The organism is Acinetobacter sp. A1-4-2 (genome assembly GCF_040233925.1).
Classification (GTDB): Bacteria; Pseudomonadota; Gammaproteobacteria; order Pseudomonadales; family Moraxellaceae; genus Acinetobacter.
This window is the reverse complement of sequence record NZ_CP157981.1, coordinates 2,275,962-2,294,115: the sequence shown is the minus strand read 5'-3', so window position 1 is coordinate 2,294,115 and position 18,154 is coordinate 2,275,962. Positions and strand designations below refer to the sequence as shown.

Here is an 18,154-nt window from a genome sequence, read left to right as displayed (position 1 = left end):
AACCAACAGTCATGTCAAATATCATCAGTCCTATACGTGATAAAATAAAGCCCATTTCGTTAAGCCTGTTTAATTTATTGCTGGCAATATGGTTGGGCTTGGTGCTGAATTTTGCCTTTTTTCAAAAAATACAAAGTTTGACCCCTTATCAGGGCAGCAAAGCCTATTTATTTTTAATCGCGACCGTATTGGTGATCGTGGCGGCCTATAACCTGATTTTTCAGCTGCTGCAATGGCGCTGGAATGCAAAAATACTGGCTTCAATTTTTTTAGTGATAGGGGGCTTTACGGCCTATTTTGTCAATAGTTTGGGCGTGGTGATTTCACCTGAACAAGTTCAGAATATGATGCAAACCGATGCCCGTGAAGTCCGCGGATTGATGTCCTTACGCTTTGGGCTTTGGACGCTGGTATTTGTCATTTTACCACTCATTCTTGTGGCGCTCGTTCGGATTAAGCCTGAAGCTTTTTTACCTAAACTTGGCAAAAAAATGTTAAGCAGTATCGCTTCATTGTTATTGGTTGGCGCCTTGCTGTTTACCTTTTATGTAGATTATGCTGCGATTTTCCGGGAACATCGTGATTTGAAAGGCATGATTTCTCCACAAAATGCCATCGCATCGACCTTATCGTATTACCGTAAATCTGCACCTAAGCAGAATTTACCTTTAGTTCATTATGGTGAAGATGCTCATTTGCTTCAGCCAGTCAATAAGCAGGCTAAACCTAAGCTTATGGTGTTGGTCGTGGGTGAAACAGCCCGTGCAGAAAGTTTTTCATTGAATGGCTATGCCAAAAATACCAATCCTGAACTCTCTAAACTGGACATTATCAATTTTAGTCAGGTGAGTTCATGTGGTACTGCAACCGCTGTATCCGTACCCTGCATGTTCTCCGGCATGCCTCGAAAAGATTATGACGAACAGCTGGCCAGTCACCGTGAAGGATTACTCGATATTGCACAGCGTGCAGGTTATAAAGTGACCTGGATGGATAATAACTCGGGTTGTAAAGGTGCCTGTAACCGGGTTGAACAGTATCAGATTCCGCAACAGCTCAAAGATAAATGGTGTGCCAAAAATGGCGACTGCTATGATGAAATTTTGGTGGATAGCTTAAAAACTTATCTGGCTACAATTCCTGAAACCGACAAGACTCCACGTTTAATTGTATTACATCAGATGGGTAGTCACGGACCTGCTTATTATCAGCGTTCCAAAGCACCCTTCCAGCCTTTTAAACCAAGTTGCGATAGCAATGCAATTCAAGGTTGCAGCCGTACAGAATTGTTGAATAGTTATGATAATTCAATTGTATATACTGACCATGTTTTAAGTTCACTCATTCAGGTGTTAAAAGGCAACAGCGCTTATCAAACCGGATTCTGGTATCTGTCTGATCATGGTGAATCGACAGGAGAACATGGTTTATATTTACATGGCTCACCTTATGCGATTGCGCCTAGCCAACAAACTCATGTTCCAATGTTGATGTGGTTTTCTCCTGAATGGACTGCACAAAATTCTGCCCAAATCACTTGCTTAGCCCAGCAAAAAAGCAAACAATTAAGTCAGGATAATCTGTTCCCAAGTCTGTTAAGTTTGCTGGATGTCAAAACCCAAACCATTGATGAACAAAACAATATGTTGCAGAACTGTCAGTCAAAACAGAAAGTATGAGTTTAAAATATGGCTAAAATATTGATCATTGAAGATGATTTCATGATTGCTGAATCCAGCATCACTTTGCTGAAATATCAGCAATTTGATGTGGAATGGGTCAATAATGGCATTGACGGTTTAAAGAAACTCATACAGGAAAAGTTTGATATCGTCCTACTCGATCTAGGCTTGCCGATGATGGACGGGATGCAGGTATTGAAACAGATTCGCCAGCAGTGGCCTGCTTTACCTGTGCTGATTATTTCAGCACGGGATCAACTGCAAAACCGGGTGGATGGATTGAACAGTGGGGCAGATGACTATCTGGTCAAACCCTATGAATTTGATGAACTGTTGGCCCGCATCCATGCTCTATTACGTCGTAGCGGGGTAGAATCTGCGCTTCAGGACAGCCCGCAAATTTTAAGTTATGGCGAACTCACGCTGGATGTTGAACAGCATATTGCCAAGTTTAAGGGGCAATATATTGACCTGTCCAATCGTGAATGGGCGATTTTGATTCCCTTGGTGAGTCATCCAAACAAGATATTTTCTAAAGCCAATTTAGAAGATAAATTGTATGATCTGGATAGCGAAGTAAGCAGCAATACCATTGAAGTGTATGTGCATCACTTACGCGCCAAACTCGGCAAAGATTTTATTTGCACCATTCGTGGTTTAGGTTATCGACTGGGACAATTATAAATTCAGACAACGATAAAATCAGCTAGAAGGTCAGCCACTGGTGCAGTCACAGTATTCATTAAAAAAACGCCTGATTATTTATGTTTCTGTTTTTAGTATTGCCTTGGGCTGCTTGCTGATTTTTTCTGCTTACCGTATTGCCCTGCAAGAAATTAATGAAGTGTTAGATGCCCAGATGCAGAATCTGGCAGAACGCGTCGCGCAGCATGATCCTGAACCGGTGCAAAGCAAGTTTGATCAAGCCAGGCATTATCACGAAGAAGACCTGTTTGTCGATGTCTGGTCTTATGCAAATGAAGAACATAAAAGCCATGCCATGAATTTATTGGTTCATCCTGTGAAAAAAGCAGGATTTTATACCCATAAAACCGCACAAGGGGTTTGGCATACTTACATCCTGCCTTTAGAACATTATCAGATTCAGGTGAGCCAGCAACAATCGACACGGCAGCATCTAGCCCTGGAACTTGCCGGCAGTATGTTTATTCCTTATTTACTGTTTATGCCTTTTGTGATTTGGGGACTGAGCTGGATTATTAGCCGCAGCTTGCAGCCTTTGGATGATTTTAAAGCGGAATTGGCTCAACGTGATTCGGAGGAATTAAGTGCCATTCAATCAAATAATTATCCGCTTGAAATTGTGCCGACCATTACCGAAATGAATCATTTGTTTGAGCGGATTTCCTCTGCACAGCAGGAGCAGCGGCAGTTTATTGCCGATGCAGCACATGAGCTTCGCACCCCCATCACTGCATTGAATTTACAGATGCAGATCCTGTTAAAACAGTTTCCCGATGCTCAGGAACTACAGAATTTAAGCAAAGGATTAATCCGGATTCAGCATTTGGTTAGCCAGTTGCTCAGTCTGGCAAAACAGGATGCTTCAATTCTGGAGGTCGAAACCAAACAGCAGTTTTTACTGAATCAGGTTGCGGTGAATTGTGTAGAACAGCTCGTTCATCTGGCCATGCAGAAAGAAATTGACTTGGGTATGGAACGTCAGGAAGATGTAGTGCTGTATTGTCAGGAATCTGCAGTACATTCCATTATTTATAACCTGATTGATAACGCGATTAAATACACGCCCAATCAGGGAGTGATTAATGTGTCTGTATTTGAACAGGCAGGTTTTGCCATGATTCAGGTCGAAGATAGTGGACCTGGAATTTCCCCCGAACTGTATGAAAAAATTCTTAAGCGCTTTTATCGTATCCATCATCATCTGGAAATAGGCAGTGGTTTGGGACTATCTATTGTAGATAAAGCCACAGAAAGGCTCGGCGGCAAGATTTCTTTTTCCAAGAGTGCCAGCTTAGGTGGATTGCAGGTCAATGTGCAATTGCCACTCTAGCCGATCACTTCTCTTAGATGATGGGTTCTAGCAGATAGGTATGAGCAGTTAAACTGTCTCGGCTGTTTTATCCATGCTTTGGCTTGGTGCAAATCTTTTATAATTGAGTAGATAAAAACTCACGTTGACGAGCCAGATAATCCATGCGGTCCATAAGTTATGACTGAGAAAATGTGCTCCACGCATCATTTGCGCCCAGCCCATCGCGAAACCTAAAATAAGGCCCGAGACCAGAAAAAAATAGGCACGCTTTTTATCGGAAAGCCTAAATACAAAAAATCCGGCCATCAGTGCAAAGCCGGTAGAAGCATGTCCGCCAGGGAAACAGTGTCCTTTAGTTGCGGAAAAATCCCAGAAAAAACCTTGATGTGTCGGAATGGTGATATTCCAGGGGCAGGCATGGGCAGACTGTGATTTCAACAAGCCAATAATCGAGGTGGAAAGGAGGATCAGCCCAAAGAAATAACCATAGGTCCAGCGTAAAGCTTTAATTTTTTCAAACTTGAACGATGCCAGCCAGATCAAAAAAAAGCTGGCATATACCGCAATAATCAGATTTTTGACATAACGATGGTTCAGTTCAGCTAAATACCAATTGTCACGTAACAGGAATTTCCCGGATTCACTGACCCAAGGATGAATCAGTGCCAGATCCAGTGCCCCCCCAATCGGGAAACAAACTAAAAGCAGGCAAAAACTGATAATGAGAAAACAGCCCTGATAGAGCATGAAGCGTTGCTTATCGTGCATAGTAAAGATCAATTGATTTTAGTGCTGCGATTACAGCAATAAAAACTTAATCCAGACTTAAGCGAGCTTGAATCGGTGGGGAAAATCGCCGTAAAAGTATCGTGTTAAGTATGATGTTGTGTTAAATGCTGATAAGCATATCCAGGAAAGAGCATAACCGGATAAAGCTTTAATGCTACATTAACGGCAAGATTGCTATAGGTATTCAAATGACGATTCGTGCTGTTCTATTCGACCTGGATAATACCTTAACCCATCGTGATCGAAGTATTCTGGCGTATAGTCAATATCTGGTACAAGTCTATCAACATCAGTTACCACATGATGCAATTGGGAAAATTCAGGCGATTATCCGTCGCATTGATAATGGTGGCTACCCGAAAAAAGAGTTGCTTACCCATCCCAGCATTGCTGCATCTGTAGCTTATGCCTTGCAGCAGGAATTAACCTGGAAAAGCATGCCACATTTGGATGAACTTACCCAATTCTGGTTTCAACAATTTGGCTTATCCGCAGTAGCCATGCAGGGTGCCAGTCAGCTCTTAACCGAATTAAAACAGGACGGTTATCAGCTGGCGGTCATTTCAAATGGTGGACATGCGACCCGACTCACCATTTTACAGGGTTTGGGTTTTAGTCATTATTTTGATGAAATCGTCAGTTCTGAACTGGTCGGCATCAGTAAACCGAATCCGGAAATTTTTCTCTATACCAGTCAAAAGTTAGCTGTTGCGCCAGAGAACTGCCTTTTTGTCGGTGATCATCCAGTCAATGATGTACAAGGGGCAATCGATGCCGGTATGCAGGCGCTATGGCTACAAGGATTTCATGAAGCTAAACAACCTCAGCCCATAAATCGCATTCAATCTCTGGCTGAAATTAAGCAGTTTTTATGATGTTGATGATATTTAAAATTAGATTTTCTAAATTACCACGGCCTCATATTTAAGTGATTTCATTTTGATACCTCTGCGTAGGCAATGTCGCTACTTTTGAAAGGTCAAAAGTAGCCAAAAACCTTTTGTTTCCCATACACGACATCCTTGTTGTGATGAGAAACGTTGTGGCATCCATGCCACATTCATGAATCAAATACCTACTAAAATCTATTTTAACTTTGCATTACGAACAATTTGTAGTCATTGAAAATGATTTATGAAAGAAGTCTATTCAATAAGGAAAAACTGTTTAAGATAGTTAAATCTAAGAAATAAAAAGCGACTCTTTTGAGTCGCTCTGAAAATCATGATTGATTTTAAACGTTCAGCTTAAACCATCAGCTTTAAAAAATGGTTTCTTCCGAATTGGCTGAAATTTTATGAATAGACAAATCGGCACCACGGAATTCATCTTCTTGTGATAAACGAATGCCCATAACCACTTTAAGTACGCCGTAAACTACAAAGCCACCAGTGAGTGCAATCGAGATGGCCAGTAAAGTACCAATCAGTTGAGAGAGGATTGAAACACCGCCCAAACCGCCGAGCCATTGCTGTCCGAAAATTCCTACGGCTAAACCGCCAAAGCTGCCGCATACGCCGTGTAATGGCCAAACACCGAGTACATCATCCACTTTAAGTTTGTTTTGGGTGTAAGTGAACAGTTTGACAAAAATGACCCCAGCCACCATGCCAATGATTAATGCACCTACGGGGTGAACTACATCGGAACCTGCACAGATGGCAACCAGACCAGCCAAAGGACCGTTGTGCAGGAAGCCCGGGTCATTTTTGCCGATGAAGTTGGCCGCAATAGTACCACCAACCATCGCCATTAGTGAGTTAATGGCAACCAGTCCAGAAATGGCATCCAGACGTTGTGCACTCATCACGTTAAAACCAAACCAGCCGACAATTAGAATCCATGAACCAAGTGCCAGAAATGGAATGGAAGAAGGGGGATGTGCACTGACACGACCATCTTTTTTATAACGGCCATGACGTGCGCCCAGTAAAATGACCGCTGCGAGTGCAATCCAGCCACCCATAGCATGCACCACGACTGAACCGGCAAAATCATGGAAAGCTGCACCAAAAGTTTTTACTAACCAGCCTTGTAATCCTAAATTGCCATTCCAGGCAATACCTTCAAAGAACGGGTAAACCAGTGCCACCAATAATAATGTGGCAATTGCTTGAGAACGCATTTTGGCCCGTTCTGCAATACCACCAGAAATAATGGCAGGAATGGCGGCAGCAAAGGTCAGCAGAAAGAAACAGCGCATCAGGTTGTAGCCATGATCTGCGGCTAAGGTTGTACCGATATGAAAAAAGTGTTGTCCATAAGCAATATAGTAGCCGACAAAAAAGTAGGCGATAGCAGAAATGGAGAAATCTGTCAAAATTTTACTCAGGGCATTGACCTGATTTTTATGTCGTACTGTGCCCAGTTCCAGGAATGCAAAACCTGCATGCATGGCTAAAACTAAAACTGCACCAAGAAGGAGAAAGAGTAAATCTGTATTTTGCATTTTATGGCTCCATTTTAGTGCTTAAAATCACAAAAAGAAGATCAGTATAACCATGAGATTATTTTCGTGAAGATGGTCGAAATGGGGAAATTTTGATTAAGGCTGAGAAAAAGACCCCAAGACTCGATATAAAGCAATCACTTGCTGAAGTATGAATGATTTGCGTTATTATGGTGCAATATTGTTTAATTTAAATTATAAATAAATATATGAAAATTGAATAAAATTTAACTTTTTTAAAGAAGTGGATTTTATATGCTTTTTATAGCACTGAATAGTAGCAAGTTTAGCCCAATAAAAACTTCAATGGGTTTCTTGCTCAGCATAAAGAAAAAATGAAAAATATATTTAAAGAGATTCTAATTTGGTTCAGTTTTAGAAATTGAGCATAAAAAACCAAGCCACAGACTCTGGACTTGGTTAAAGTACTCACTCTTTTAGTGCAAAATTTTATTTAGGAACTGCTGTGCACGTTCACCACGTTGGGTATTAAAGAATTCATCTTTGCTGCAGTCTTCCACAATTTTTCCCTGATCCATAAAAATCACCCGGTTTGCCACCTGGCGGGCGAAGCCCATTTCATGGGTCACACACATCATGGTCATGCCTTCTTTGGCCAGTTCGACCATCACGTCCAGCACTTCATTGATCATTTCCGGATCGAGTGCTGAAGTCGGTTCATCAAACAGCATCGCAATCGGGTCCATGCTTAAGGCACGGGCAATCGCCACACGTTGCTGCTGTCCTCCTGAAAGCTGTGCCGGGAACTTGTTGGCGTGAGCGCTGAGTCCGACCCGCTCCAGATAGGCCAGGCCTTTTTTCTTGGCTTCAGCTTCAGAACGACCCAGTACTTTAATTTGGGCAATGGTCAAATTTTCGGTAATGCTTAAATGTGGGAACAGTTCAAAATGCTGAAACACCATACCCACACGGCTGCGCAGTTTGGTCAGGTCGGTTTTGGGGTCCTTGATGGAAATACCATCCACAATAATATTGCCTTGCTGAAAGGGTTCCAGACCATTCACAGTTTTAATCAGGGTCGATTTACCAGAACCGGAAGGGCCACAGACCACCACCACTTCCCCTTGGTGAATCTGGGTGGTGCAGTCGGTCAGTACCTGAAAATCTTTGTACCATTTACTGACATTTTGCAGATCAATCATCACTTTACCATCAGTCATACAGTTAACTTCCTTTGTAATTTTTTAACGGCATAGGTCGCGATCATACTCACAGTGAAGTACACCAAACCTGCAAATAAAATATATTGGGTCAAGAGCGACATCAGGTCGCCACGGACATAGTTAGTCCGGAAAAAGTCCAGCAAACCAATGGCATAAACCATGGTGGAATCCTGAAACAAGATAATGGTCTGTTGTAACAGCAGCGGGGTCATTTTACGGAACGCCTGCGGCAGAATAATCAGCCGCATCGACTGGCTGTAACTCATGCCGAGTGCATAGGCGGCCGCAGTTTGGCCCTTGGGAATGGACTGGATGCCGGCCCGGACAATTTCCGAAAAGTAAGCCGCTTCAAACAGCATGAACGCCACAATACTTGATACCAGTGCGGTATCAATGGTCAGGTAATTGCCTGTGATCGCCGTGTAGATGAACGGCACAGCAAAATAGAACCACATCAGTACCAGCAGTAAGGGGATAGAGCGGAACAGATTGACATAAGCTTGCGCAAATAAATTCAGGACCTTAAATGACGATAAGCGCATCAAGGCCAGCAGGGTACCAATCAAAATTCCGCCAATGGTGGCACTGAACACCACTTTTAAAGTAATGCTCAGACCATGCCACAAGGCAGGAGCTGATAGCTGTAAATCATTTAAAAATGCAGTGAGCCATTCCATTATTTATCTCCTGCAATCAGACCGGGAACACGTAAGCGTTTTTCCAGCATATTCATTGCCTGAATTAAACAGAAGTTAATCACAATAAAGATGATGGTCACAAAGGTATAAATTTCGATAGTGTTCTGGGTATATTCACTGATGGTTTTCATCTGGGAAATAATTTCTGCCACACCGACCAGTGAGGCTACTGAGGTATTTTTGACACAGTTGGTCAGTTCGGAACTCAGTGGCGGTAAAATCATCCGGAATGATTGCGGTAAAATCACATAACGGTATAGCTGAGCAGTGCTAAAACCCATGGCATAACCGGCATTGACCTGACCGACCGGTAAGGCTTCAATTCCAGTACGCAGCTGTTCACAGACTCGTGCTGCGGTAAATAGCCCCAAACCGACACTGGCGGAAATGAGTGCCGTAGTATTGGCGCCCAGATCATTCATCCACCATGATTTGATGGGTGGGGGTAAAAAGTTGGGAACCACATAGAACCAGATAAACAATTGAATTAATAAGGGGACATTACGAAAGATGGTCACATACGCCGTGCCAATGCCCCGTGCGGTTTTGCTGGGTAAGGTGCGCATGATGCCTAGTATGCTGCCCAACACCATGGCAATGCTCCAGGCCACTATGGCAATCACCAGCAGCCAGCCCAGACCGGTCACAATCCAGTTCAGATAGGTCGAGTCGCCCACCCCGGTGGACTGTAATAAAACTCCCCAGTTCCAACTATAATTCATAGTAACTCCTGAGTCGGGTCAGGCAAAAAAGTCCTTTTTCTGCCTGACATATTAAGTTGTTGTTCTAATGTTTATTGGTCACGATCATGTGGATTACTGATTAACGCTTTTAACTGATCAGACATCTGGAAGTTCAGGTTGATATTTTTCGGTGGAATGGGCTGCTGGAACCATTTCTGATACATCTTGTTGATTTCACCGGAGCTATAGGTGGCTTTAATGGCATCATCAACCACCTGTTTAAAGCCAGTATCACCTTTACGCAGCATGCAGCCATAAATTTCATGAATGGGTGCTGTACCCACAATCACCCATTTGTTGGGATCGGCGGCCTTGGATTTTTCACCAGCAAGCAAGATATCATCCATCATAAAGGCCGCAGCACGACCGTTTTGCAGCATGAGGAAAGATTCGGCATGGTCTTTGGCCGAAATGATTTCGCCGATACCCAATTCCTGTTGATGCTGACGGATATAACGTTCCGATGTCGTCCCCGCCGTAGTGACCAGTTTTTTACCTTTCAGGTCGGCAAAATCTTTCACTCCAGAATCTTTGGCTGTGAGCAGACGAGAGCCGACTTCAAAGAAACCGACCGAGAAATCAACCTGTTGCTGACGTTCCTTGTTGTTGGTGGTCGAGCCACATTCCAGATCGACTGTACCGTTTGAGACCAGTGGAATCCGGTTTTGGCTGGTCACCAGGTTATAACGAATTTTTAAATCCGGCATATTCAGCTTTTTCTTCACAGCCTCTACAACTTTTAGCTGTAAATCATGGGCATAACCGACCGGTTGATTGGGATTGTCGGCAATATAAGAAAAGGGAATAGAGGAGTCACGATAGCCCAGAACAATGGTGCCAGATTTTTTAATCTTATCCAGCGTACCGGATGCGCTGGCATCCCCAGTTCCAGCGGTTTTTTCACCCGATGCGGGAGCCTTATTGTCACTACAAGCACTTAGCCCAAGCATAAGAGCACTTGCACAAAGTAGGGAGGTGATACTGCGTTTATGTGTCATGTATAAAACTCCATTTTTATTTCATTATCATCAGCCAAGGCCATCAGTTTTGTTATGTAAAAGGTATTTTCTGTGCTGTACATAAATAGATCAGATTTCATCTTAAGCGAGTTTTCAATGCTTGCTCAAGCAAGTTTTTTTACCATTTTGTTACCGATAAATGATTATCAAACAATCAGTTTTTGAAACAAGACTGCATCAGATGCAATGCTAACTGCTGCAGGAACTATGCCATTTAAAATATGATTATTACTGCGTCGACTCAGCTTTTAGCCGATAAACTTGAATTAAAGCCAAAAACCAGTTGAGCTACTGCCAGCTTATCTGAGCATCTGTTCCTTTATGGCCTTGGCCCAGCGGCAACAGCCACAGCGTGGGCAGGACTGCTCGGGCTGGTCAGGATGATCGACATGGCCACAGTACATGCAGGCATAATAAGTGTTGGGTTCTATCTGGGTAACTTGCTGATATTGCTTGGGGAACAGTGGTAATCCATAACGGATATCTTCAGGGTGAAAAAGCAGGATACTAAATTTACCATCGCTTTCGAGCAGCCCGGCACGCACCTGACCCAGATGTTCAATGCCTTGCTGGCGCATTTCTGCAAAGAATTCATCGTGCGACATTTTGCCGAGCTTGATTTTCTCCAGCACCAATACACCATCTTCTACAATGTACAGCGACTTGCCTTCCAGTAGATCTTCAAAAGGTTGGTATTTCATCATCAGCCAGGTGGTCAGGCGGTACAGCATGATGATCACGCTCATGATCAGCAGGGCCTGAATTAAGGGCAGGTCTTTGGTAAACATTGGGTCGCCGGCAATCGAGCCGAGGGACAAGATAATGGCCAGTTCAAACACCGAAAGCTGGCGGACTCCGCGTTTCCCGGTGAGGCGTAAAAACAGAATAATCATGATAAACATACACACACAGCGCACTACAATTTCAGCGGCAAATTCCCAGTTGGTGTCGTGGATGAAAATACTGGCCCAATCCATGTGTGCAGTTCCTTTTTATGCTTTATTCATCATTCTTTTTATACTATGCATGAGTAGAGCAGTAGGTATCTTTATAGTTCGGTAAAGAACTGCAATTATTTGAGTCACTTAGTTAATTCAAAAATTACCTGATCTGAAACCATGTAATGCTAAGGCTTGCTTATCCAGTATTTTGCAGGGCTTGGGTTTTACCGAAATGAGCCAAAAATACTTTCCTATAAATCAGGTATAATTTTTCTTTTGCATTTTTCTGCCTTATGTCTTTCGATTTAAAAACCATGGTTCAACCCGATGCCGAGCTTTCACCGCAGCAGAGAAAGCTGAACCGTCTGATTGATAAAATTGAACAGCAGCAGTTTGAACTGAAGCAGTGGCAGCAGGCTCAGGAACAGATTCAGCAATATACACGTCAGACTTTGATGCCGGTTTATCATGAGCTACATGCTGTACTGTTCCAGCAACTGGAACAGTTATGGACGCATTTGCATGAAGCAGAATTTTCCAAGGCAGCGCTGACGCAGCTGGATGCCAAAACCCAGTCTCTTGCAGCTTATTTAAAAGACTCTCAATCTTTATCAGAGCAGCACGCCCAGATTGTTGATGAGATTTACAATTACTATCAACAGCATATGGAATACACTCAAGCCAAAAAAAATAAAAAGCAAAGCGCAGAGGGTATAGAATTATTTTTTGATGAAGAAAATGATTCGGATCAAATAGTATCTGATGATTTTGAAGAATGGGATGCTGAACAATACAGTCAGGCTCGTGAGCAAGCCAAGCTTAAACGCCAGCAGGAAAAACTCGAACAGGCTGCAAAGATGGCTAAGCAGTCTTTAAAAACAGTGTACTTAAAAATTGCTGCGACTATTCACCCAGACCGTGAGCCGGATAAAGCCAAGAAAGTAGAAAAGACTGAAATATTGCAACGGGCCAATGAAGCCTATGCAGCGCAGGATTTATTTTATTTATTGAAACTGCAAATCCAGATTGAGCAGAATCGTGGCGCTTCGCAAAAGGGTTTAAGTGCCGAGCAGATGAAGTTTTATCAACTGGCTTTAGATATGCAAAGCCAGAAACTGCATGACCAGATAGAAGAAATGATTCAATCGTTGAGCTGGAATAAAAAAGCCCATACTGGCAAGGTCAAAATTACCGATTTATATAAACAGGTGGATGCAGATACTTCAGCGCTTAAAAAGCAGATGAAAGGAGAGAAAGAACGCTTGAAGTATATGAGGAAGTTGAAAGGGTTGGAGATGTTGATGGGGAATGGGGTTTTATGATTTTTTAGTTTTCCCTCACCCCCTTGCGAAGCCGTGCTTCTCATCCCAAGGGGAGAAGGAGCTGTATGTGATTTTATAATTTCATCCAATCAAAAATGAAAGTTCCCTCTCCTTTTAGGAGAGGGCTAGGGAGAGGTTATAAAAATCTGTTATCCTCAAGCAAAATAATAAAAACAAAATCCCATGAATAAAAAACTAGATCCTCAACTTCTAATTTTTGCTAAATCCATGCGCCACACCGCCACCGATGCTGAAAATTTAATGTGGCAAATACTTCGTGCTAAGCGTTTTATGAATCTTAAGTTTCGTCGTCAGCATGTGATTAAGCCTTACATTGTAGATTTTTACTGCCATGAAATTGGTTTGGTGATTGAGTTGGATGGTGGTCAGCATGGAACAGATGATGCACTTGAATATGATGCTGAACGTACCAAGTTTTTAGAGGCTTTGGGATTAACGGTTCTAAGGTATTGGAATCATGATATGTTGGGAAGGTTGGATGTGGTTTTAGAACACTTATGGCAAGTATGTACTGGATTGAAAGAGAGTAGATAATGAAAGCTCCTTCTCACTATAGGAGAAGGCGGGGGATGAGGTAAGAATTAATAATGAAATTAAAAACACCTCTCCCTAACCCTCTCCTAAAAGGAGAGGGAACTCCATTGTGAAATTCACGCAGGTATTAAATCAAATGATGCTCCCTCTCCCTATGGGAGAGGGCTGGGGTGAGGGTTTATTAAAAAATGATTATGATTTAATCTTTGAGCTTTAATAAATAAAACAAGTGGTAATACGTTTTGGATTTTAAAAAGAAAATTTTGGAACTTCAACCAACAGAATTAATGGTTTTAATAACAATTTTATTAGTTATGTTAGGTGGGGCAAATCTCTATGCATATTTTAGTGCTTTAGGTGTTGAATTTTTGATTAAGGATATAACGATATCTTTACTAATAATGTCTACATTTAAATTATTCATATACTTTTTATTATGTTTATTTATTGCGTATGTGATTTTTTTAGTAGGTACTTTATTAGCATATTTAGTAAATGTAATTTTTAAATATTTCGACTATGAATGTATAAAAGAAAATTCTCCGAGCTTGTGGATTCTATTGGCATCTATTCCTGCATTAATTTTATTATTATATTTTCTGCTACATGAGAGTTTTAAGGATTTTAGAACGCTTATTTTATTGACTTTTTTTAGTTGTACCGCATTAATCTTTAAGGAAATTAATAATAAATTTTCAATAGAAGATATAAATGTCCTAATTTGCTTGTTTATTTCTTGTTTTGCAGTAGGCAGTTATCAAGCTAAAATTGATTCAGATATAACAAAAAGTAGATTGGTAAAAGTTGAGAATTATGAAAAAAATCAAGATTGGAGGATTTTAACTTATCTTAATGAAAATGTGGTTCTAGTAAATTTAAAAAAAGCTAATGATAAAACTGAATTTAAGGTAGTTAAATTTGAAAATTTAAATTTTTCTCATGATAGAAAAAGGGCTGAATAATCAGCCCTTTATATTACAGATTAGATTTTAAAATACAATAACTTAAAGCGCCGCAATCTGCTCCATATTCGCTTTAATCTTCGCTAACTGGTCAGCAAACTCAGCAAGTTTTACTTTCTCGCCTTCAACCACAGCAGCAGGTGCTTTTGCCACAAAACCTTCGTTAGAAAGTTTAGTTGCAATCTGGTCATGTTGCTTTTGCACCTTGTCCAAGTCTTTTTGTAGACGACCCAATTCCGCTTTCGGATCAATCAAGCCCTTCATTGGAACGTATACAGACACGTGACCAACTACTGAAGATGAAGACAATGGTGGTTGTTCGCCATCCGCCAAGAAGGTGATGCTTTCAACTTTCGCCAATGCTTTAAACAACGCTTCAATACGCGTGATCTGTGCTTTTTCAGCTTCAGTGGTATTTTGCAGAAGAACAGGCAACAAACGCGCATTACCTAAGCCCATTTCACCACGGATGTTACGTACCGCACCAATCAAACCTTGCAGCCATTGCATATCTGCTTCAGCTTGGTCATTCATCAACGCTTCGTCAGCAACAGGGTACTGCGCAAGCATGATGGTTTCGCCAGTGATGCCAAGTTTAGGCGCAAGCGTTTGCCAGATTTCTTCAGTCAGGTAAGGCATTAACGGATGAGCAAGACGTAAAGACGCTTCCATCACCGAAAGAAGAACACGACGAACTTCAGCTTTACGCTCTTCAGAGACGTTTTCATCGTTGAGTACAGGCTTAGTCAGTTCGACATACCAGTCACAGTATTCATTCCAGATGAATTCGTAAATCGCTTGTGCAGCCAAGTCTAAACGATAGGTTGCAAATGCAGTTTGTACCGCAGCAGTCGCTTTTTGCAGACGGCTTACGATCCATTGTTCAGGCAATTCCCAAAGATCAGGACGTGCAGTTTGACCCACTGTTTGACCTTCAACGTTCATCATCACGAAACGCGTACCGTTCCAGATTTTGTTGGCAAAGTTACGGTAACCTTCAACACGTTTCATGTCGAACTTGATGTCACGACCGGTGTTTGCAAGCGCACAGAATGTGAAACGAACCGCATCTGTACCGTAAGCCTGAATACCTTCTGGGAATTCTTTACGGGTTGATTTTTCAATCTTCGAAGCCTGTTTCGGGTTCATCAAACCAGTTGTACGTTTTTGTACTAGAGTTTCTAGATCAACACCATCAATCAAATCTAATGGGTCAAGCACGTTCCCCTTAGATTTAGACATCTTCTGGCCTTCGCCATCACGTACCAGACCGTGTACATACACAGTTTTGAACGGCACTTGTGGCGTACCATCTTCATTCTTCATGAAGTGCATGGTCATCATGATCATGCGGGCTACCCAGAAGAAGATGATGTCAAAACCTGTCACTAAGACATCAGTCGGGTGGAACGTATTTAAGAAATAGTTTTCCGCATCTTTCTTGGCATCACCAGTCCAACCTAAAGTTGAGAATGTCCAAAGACCTGAAGAGAACCAGGTATCGAGTACATCTTCGTCTTGGTTTAACTCAACATCGGCAGGGATGTTGTTTTTCGCACGAACTTCAGCTTCATCACGACCAACGAATACGTTACCTTCAGCATCGTACCAAGCAGGGATACGATGACCCCACCACAATTGACGTGAAATACACCAGTCTTGGATATTGTTCATCCAAGCCATGTACATATTGCTGTACTGTTCAGGTACGAACTTGATGCGACCATCTTGAACCGCTTCAATGGCAGGTTTCGCAAGTGGTGCAATCTTCACATACCATTGGTCTGTCAGTAATGGCTCAACGATCACGCCTGAACGGTCACCGCGAGGTGGTTTCAGTGTGTACGGTTGAATCTGGTCTAACCAGCCTTCCGCTTCAGCTTGCTCAACCAGTTTTTTACGTGCTTCAAAACGTTCTAAACCAATGTAGTCCGCAGGGGCAGGAATGGTTTTAGAGATTTGCTCACCCGCTTTCGCGATGTATTCAAATTCAGCCAATACTTCAGCATTTTTGTTGAAGATGTTAATGATTGGCAATTCGCAACGTTTACCTACTTCATAGTCATTGAAGTCATGCGCAGGGGTGATTTTCACACAGCCTGTACCGAATTCTTTGTCTACATATTCATCTTTAACAATAGGAACCGCACGACCGGTAATTGGCAGGATGATGTTTTTACCGACCAAATCTGCATAGCGTTCATCATCCAGTGCCACCGCAACTGCTGTATCGCCTAATAACGTTTCAGGACGAGTCGTTGCCACCACGATGTAATCTTTACCATCGTGAGTACGCAGGGATTTATCTTCAAAGAAATATTTGAAGTGCCACAATGAACCTGCTTCTTCTTTATCAGACTCAACTTCCAGGTCAGACAGGGCGGTTTGTAATTTTGGATCCCAGTTTACCAAACGCTTTCCGCGGTAAATCAAGCCTTCTTCGTGAAGTTTTACAAACACTTCTTTTACTGCGTTTGAAAGACCTTCATCCATAGTGAAGCGTTCACGTGACCAGTCAACCGAAGAACCTAGGCGACGGATTTGACGGGTAATGTTACCGCCAGACTGTTCTTTCCATTCCCAGACTTTTTCGATGAACTTTTCACGGCCCAGGTCATGACGGCTGATACCTTGTGCACCCAACTGACGCTCTACCACCATTTGCGTTGCAATACCTGCATGGTCAGTACCCGGTTGCCATAAGGTATTTTTACCTGACATACGGTTAAAACGAGTCAGAGCATCCATGATGGCATTGTTAAAACCATGACCCATGTGCAAGCTACCGGTGACGTTTGGTGGCGGAATCATGATACAGAATGATTCGCCTTTTTCAGACGGTTTGAAGTAACCGCGCTCTTCCCAAGTTTGGTACCATTTTTTCTCGATCTCGGTAGGATCGTAGGTCGTAGCAATATTTTGCGTAGAATCAGTCATAGTGAAAACAGATCAAAAGTGAATAAAAAATTGCAGTTATTGTAGCAAAAAAAATGACAGATGAGGCAGCTAAAGAAAATGCAAAAATAAGCGATTGGCACATACACAATTCGGTTCTATGATGAGAGTATTATAAAAACAGCGCAGATGATCGTAGAACAATACTAAAAAGGAGATGATCACCATGAATTATATGATTTCTTTAAAATTAAAAGCAGAAACACATCAACGGTTCCAGCAGATTCATCAGCAACTCAATCAGGGCAAAAGCGAAAGTTTGGCGAAACCGCTGGGTGAAGTCCTGGCGGATATCTCCTGTGAAATTGTTGATCAGGTGTTTGGTGAAATTGCCCGTTTATCTACCTCCAGTGACCGGGAATCTGAAAAAGTGGTGCAACAGATTTTAGATACGGTACGTAAATATATGCCGTGGTCGGTGTCATTTTTTGGCAATGACCGCCTCACTCCAATGGTTAATTATTTGATTGAAATGGCACATGAAAAAAATGATCAATACTATATTTCCTATCGGGTTGATCATGTGCTGGTGGTGGAACTGTTAGGTTGTGTGGAACAAGTCAAGAGTGGAAATAGCCAATATGTTTCGCCTGCCTTGAAAGCTTTTACCGAAATGGTCGATCAAGGTGTGACCTATTTGCTACGTGAACCTAAAAAAATGTTGAAATTCAATTTAGTGGTTGATAAAACCCTGAATGGGGTGATTCATTTGACCACGCAAATGGGCTATAAACGTTTGGAAAAAATTGGAACTTATTATGATGCTCAAGATACTCATCGTTATCTTGATCATTTTCTGATGTTTTTGAACCCAGAGCCTAAAACGGACAGATAAACA

At 42.1% G+C, this 18,154-nt stretch carries 16 protein-coding genes; 8 read left to right on the top strand and 8 right to left on the bottom strand.

Going from position 1 to position 18,154, the window contains the following annotated elements; all coding sequences use genetic code 11:
- Window positions 1–11 precede the first annotated feature (11 nt).
- Genes ABJ384_RS11175 through ABJ384_RS11165 form a run of 3 tightly spaced genes read left to right on the top strand, consistent with a single transcriptional unit; the run spans window position 12 to window position 3,717 of the window.
- Complete coding sequence (locus ABJ384_RS11175) at window positions 12–1,679, top strand: phosphoethanolamine--lipid A transferase (protein ID WP_349927363.1); 1,668 nt, start codon at window positions 12–14, stop codon at window positions 1,677–1,679.
- A gap of 9 nt (window positions 1,680–1,688) precedes the next feature.
- Window positions 1,689–2,366 carry a response regulator transcription factor gene (locus ABJ384_RS11170; protein WP_166170465.1) on the top strand — a complete coding sequence of 226 codons (678 nt, stop codon included), beginning with the start codon at window positions 1,689–1,691 and terminating at the stop codon, window positions 2,364–2,366.
- A gap of 40 nt (window positions 2,367–2,406) precedes the next feature.
- A complete protein-coding gene (locus tag ABJ384_RS11165) occupies window positions 2,407–3,717 on the top strand; it encodes an ATP-binding protein (RefSeq protein ID WP_349927361.1) in 1,311 nt (436 codons plus the stop codon).
- Window positions 3,718–3,765: 48 nt separating this feature from the next.
- Here the strand turns inward: ABJ384_RS11165 and ABJ384_RS11160 are convergent, their stop codons facing one another.
- Entirely contained in the window at window positions 3,766–4,467 is a 702-nt protein-coding gene (locus ABJ384_RS11160) for a phosphatase PAP2 family protein (protein ID WP_349927359.1), read from the bottom strand.
- Between the two features lie 209 nt (window positions 4,468–4,676).
- Here ABJ384_RS11160 and ABJ384_RS11155 point away from each other — a divergent pair, with 209 nt between their 5' ends.
- Window positions 4,677–5,363 carry an HAD family hydrolase gene (locus tag ABJ384_RS11155; RefSeq protein ID WP_349927357.1) on the top strand — a complete coding sequence of 229 codons (687 nt, stop codon included), beginning with the start codon at window positions 4,677–4,679 and terminating at the stop codon, window positions 5,361–5,363.
- A gap of 386 nt (window positions 5,364–5,749) precedes the next feature.
- Here ABJ384_RS11155 and ABJ384_RS11150 read toward each other — a convergent pair whose 3' ends face one another.
- The 6 genes from ABJ384_RS11150 to ABJ384_RS11125 form a co-directional block, all read right to left on the bottom strand.
- Window positions 5,750–6,937 (bottom strand): ammonium transporter, encoded by a 1,188-nt coding sequence (locus tag ABJ384_RS11150; protein ID WP_349927355.1) that lies wholly within the window; start codon window positions 6,935–6,937, stop codon window positions 5,750–5,752.
- A gap of 437 nt (window positions 6,938–7,374) precedes the next feature.
- Window positions 7,375–8,100, bottom strand: coding sequence for an amino acid ABC transporter ATP-binding protein (locus tag ABJ384_RS11145; protein WP_171263231.1), 726 nt, complete (start codon window positions 8,098–8,100; stop codon window positions 7,375–7,377).
- A gap of 14 nt (window positions 8,101–8,114) precedes the next feature.
- Window positions 8,115–8,798, bottom strand: a complete 684-nt coding sequence (locus ABJ384_RS11140) for an ABC transporter permease subunit (RefSeq protein ID WP_349927353.1) — start codon at window positions 8,796–8,798, stop codon at window positions 8,115–8,117.
- On the bottom strand, window positions 8,798–9,541 hold the full coding sequence (locus tag ABJ384_RS11135; RefSeq protein WP_349927351.1) for an amino acid ABC transporter permease: 744 nt from the start codon (window positions 9,539–9,541) through the stop codon (window positions 8,798–8,800). The genes ABJ384_RS11140 and ABJ384_RS11135 overlap by 1 nt, the downstream gene beginning before the upstream one ends.
- Before the next feature lie 71 nt (window positions 9,542–9,612).
- Window positions 9,613–10,560, bottom strand: coding sequence for a transporter substrate-binding domain-containing protein (locus tag ABJ384_RS11130; protein ID WP_300047504.1), 948 nt, complete (start codon window positions 10,558–10,560; stop codon window positions 9,613–9,615).
- Window positions 10,561–10,880: 320 nt separating this feature from the next.
- Window positions 10,881–11,558 (bottom strand): YetF domain-containing protein, encoded by a 678-nt coding sequence (locus ABJ384_RS11125; protein WP_349927348.1) that lies wholly within the window; start codon window positions 11,556–11,558, stop codon window positions 10,881–10,883.
- A gap of 257 nt (window positions 11,559–11,815) precedes the next feature.
- Between ABJ384_RS11125 and ABJ384_RS11120 the strand changes: the two genes are divergently transcribed.
- From ABJ384_RS11120 to ABJ384_RS11110, 3 genes are all read left to right on the top strand, one after another.
- Window positions 11,816–12,844: a molecular chaperone DnaJ gene (locus tag ABJ384_RS11120; protein WP_349927345.1), complete on the top strand. Its 1,029-nt coding sequence runs from the start codon at window positions 11,816–11,818 to the stop codon at window positions 12,842–12,844.
- Between the two features lie 183 nt (window positions 12,845–13,027).
- Window positions 13,028–13,399, top strand: coding sequence for an endonuclease domain-containing protein (locus ABJ384_RS11115; protein ID WP_349927343.1), 372 nt, complete (start codon window positions 13,028–13,030; stop codon window positions 13,397–13,399).
- A gap of 242 nt (window positions 13,400–13,641) precedes the next feature.
- Window positions 13,642–14,361, top strand: coding sequence for a hypothetical protein (locus tag ABJ384_RS11110; protein ID WP_349927341.1), 720 nt, complete (start codon window positions 13,642–13,644; stop codon window positions 14,359–14,361).
- Between the two features lie 42 nt (window positions 14,362–14,403).
- On the opposite strand, the gene ABJ384_RS11105 is transcribed toward ABJ384_RS11110, so the two are convergent.
- A complete protein-coding gene (locus ABJ384_RS11105; RefSeq protein WP_349927339.1) occupies window positions 14,404–17,298 on the bottom strand; it encodes a valine--tRNA ligase in 2,895 nt (964 codons plus the stop codon).
- Between the two features lie 184 nt (window positions 17,299–17,482).
- Between ABJ384_RS11105 and ABJ384_RS11100 the strand changes: the two genes are divergently transcribed.
- Complete coding sequence (locus ABJ384_RS11100) at window positions 17,483–18,151, top strand: hypothetical protein (RefSeq protein ID WP_349927337.1); 669 nt, start codon at window positions 17,483–17,485, stop codon at window positions 18,149–18,151.
- The last annotated feature ends 3 nt before the right edge of the window (window positions 18,152–18,154 follow it).

Excerpts from the sequence above, each read along its gene's own strand:
- ABJ384_RS11150 (WP_349927355.1), bottom strand. The coding sequence starts at position 6,937 with ATGCAAAATACAGATTTACTCTTTCTCCTTCTTGGTGCAGTTTTAGTT.
- ABJ384_RS11100 (WP_349927337.1), top strand. The coding sequence starts at position 17,483 with ATGAATTATATGATTTCTTTAAAATTAAAAGCAGAAACACATCAACGG.
- ABJ384_RS11160 (WP_349927359.1), bottom strand. The coding sequence starts at position 4,467 with ATGCACGATAAGCAACGCTTCATGCTCTATCAGGGCTGTTTTCTCATT.
- ABJ384_RS11170 (WP_166170465.1), top strand. The coding sequence starts at position 1,689 with ATGGCTAAAATATTGATCATTGAAGATGATTTCATGATTGCTGAATCC.
- ABJ384_RS11105 (WP_349927339.1), bottom strand. The coding sequence starts at position 17,298 with ATGACTGATTCTACGCAAAATATTGCTACGACCTACGATCCTACCGAG.
- ABJ384_RS11155 (WP_349927357.1), top strand. The coding sequence starts at position 4,677 with ATGACGATTCGTGCTGTTCTATTCGACCTGGATAATACCTTAACCCAT.
- ABJ384_RS11140 (WP_349927353.1), bottom strand. The coding sequence starts at position 8,798 with ATGGAATGGCTCACTGCATTTTTAAATGATTTACAGCTATCAGCTCCT.
- ABJ384_RS11145 (WP_171263231.1), bottom strand. The coding sequence starts at position 8,100 with ATGATTGATCTGCAAAATGTCAGTAAATGGTACAAAGATTTTCAGGTA.
- ABJ384_RS11125 (WP_349927348.1), bottom strand. The coding sequence starts at position 11,558 with ATGGATTGGGCCAGTATTTTCATCCACGACACCAACTGGGAATTTGCC.
- ABJ384_RS11115 (WP_349927343.1), top strand. The coding sequence starts at position 13,028 with ATGAATAAAAAACTAGATCCTCAACTTCTAATTTTTGCTAAATCCATG.
- ABJ384_RS11175 (WP_349927363.1), top strand. The coding sequence starts at position 12 with ATGTCAAATATCATCAGTCCTATACGTGATAAAATAAAGCCCATTTCG.
- ABJ384_RS11120 (WP_349927345.1), top strand. The coding sequence starts at position 11,816 with ATGTCTTTCGATTTAAAAACCATGGTTCAACCCGATGCCGAGCTTTCA.
- ABJ384_RS11135 (WP_349927351.1), bottom strand. The coding sequence starts at position 9,541 with ATGAATTATAGTTGGAACTGGGGAGTTTTATTACAGTCCACCGGGGTG.
- ABJ384_RS11130 (WP_300047504.1), bottom strand. The coding sequence starts at position 10,560 with ATGACACATAAACGCAGTATCACCTCCCTACTTTGTGCAAGTGCTCTT.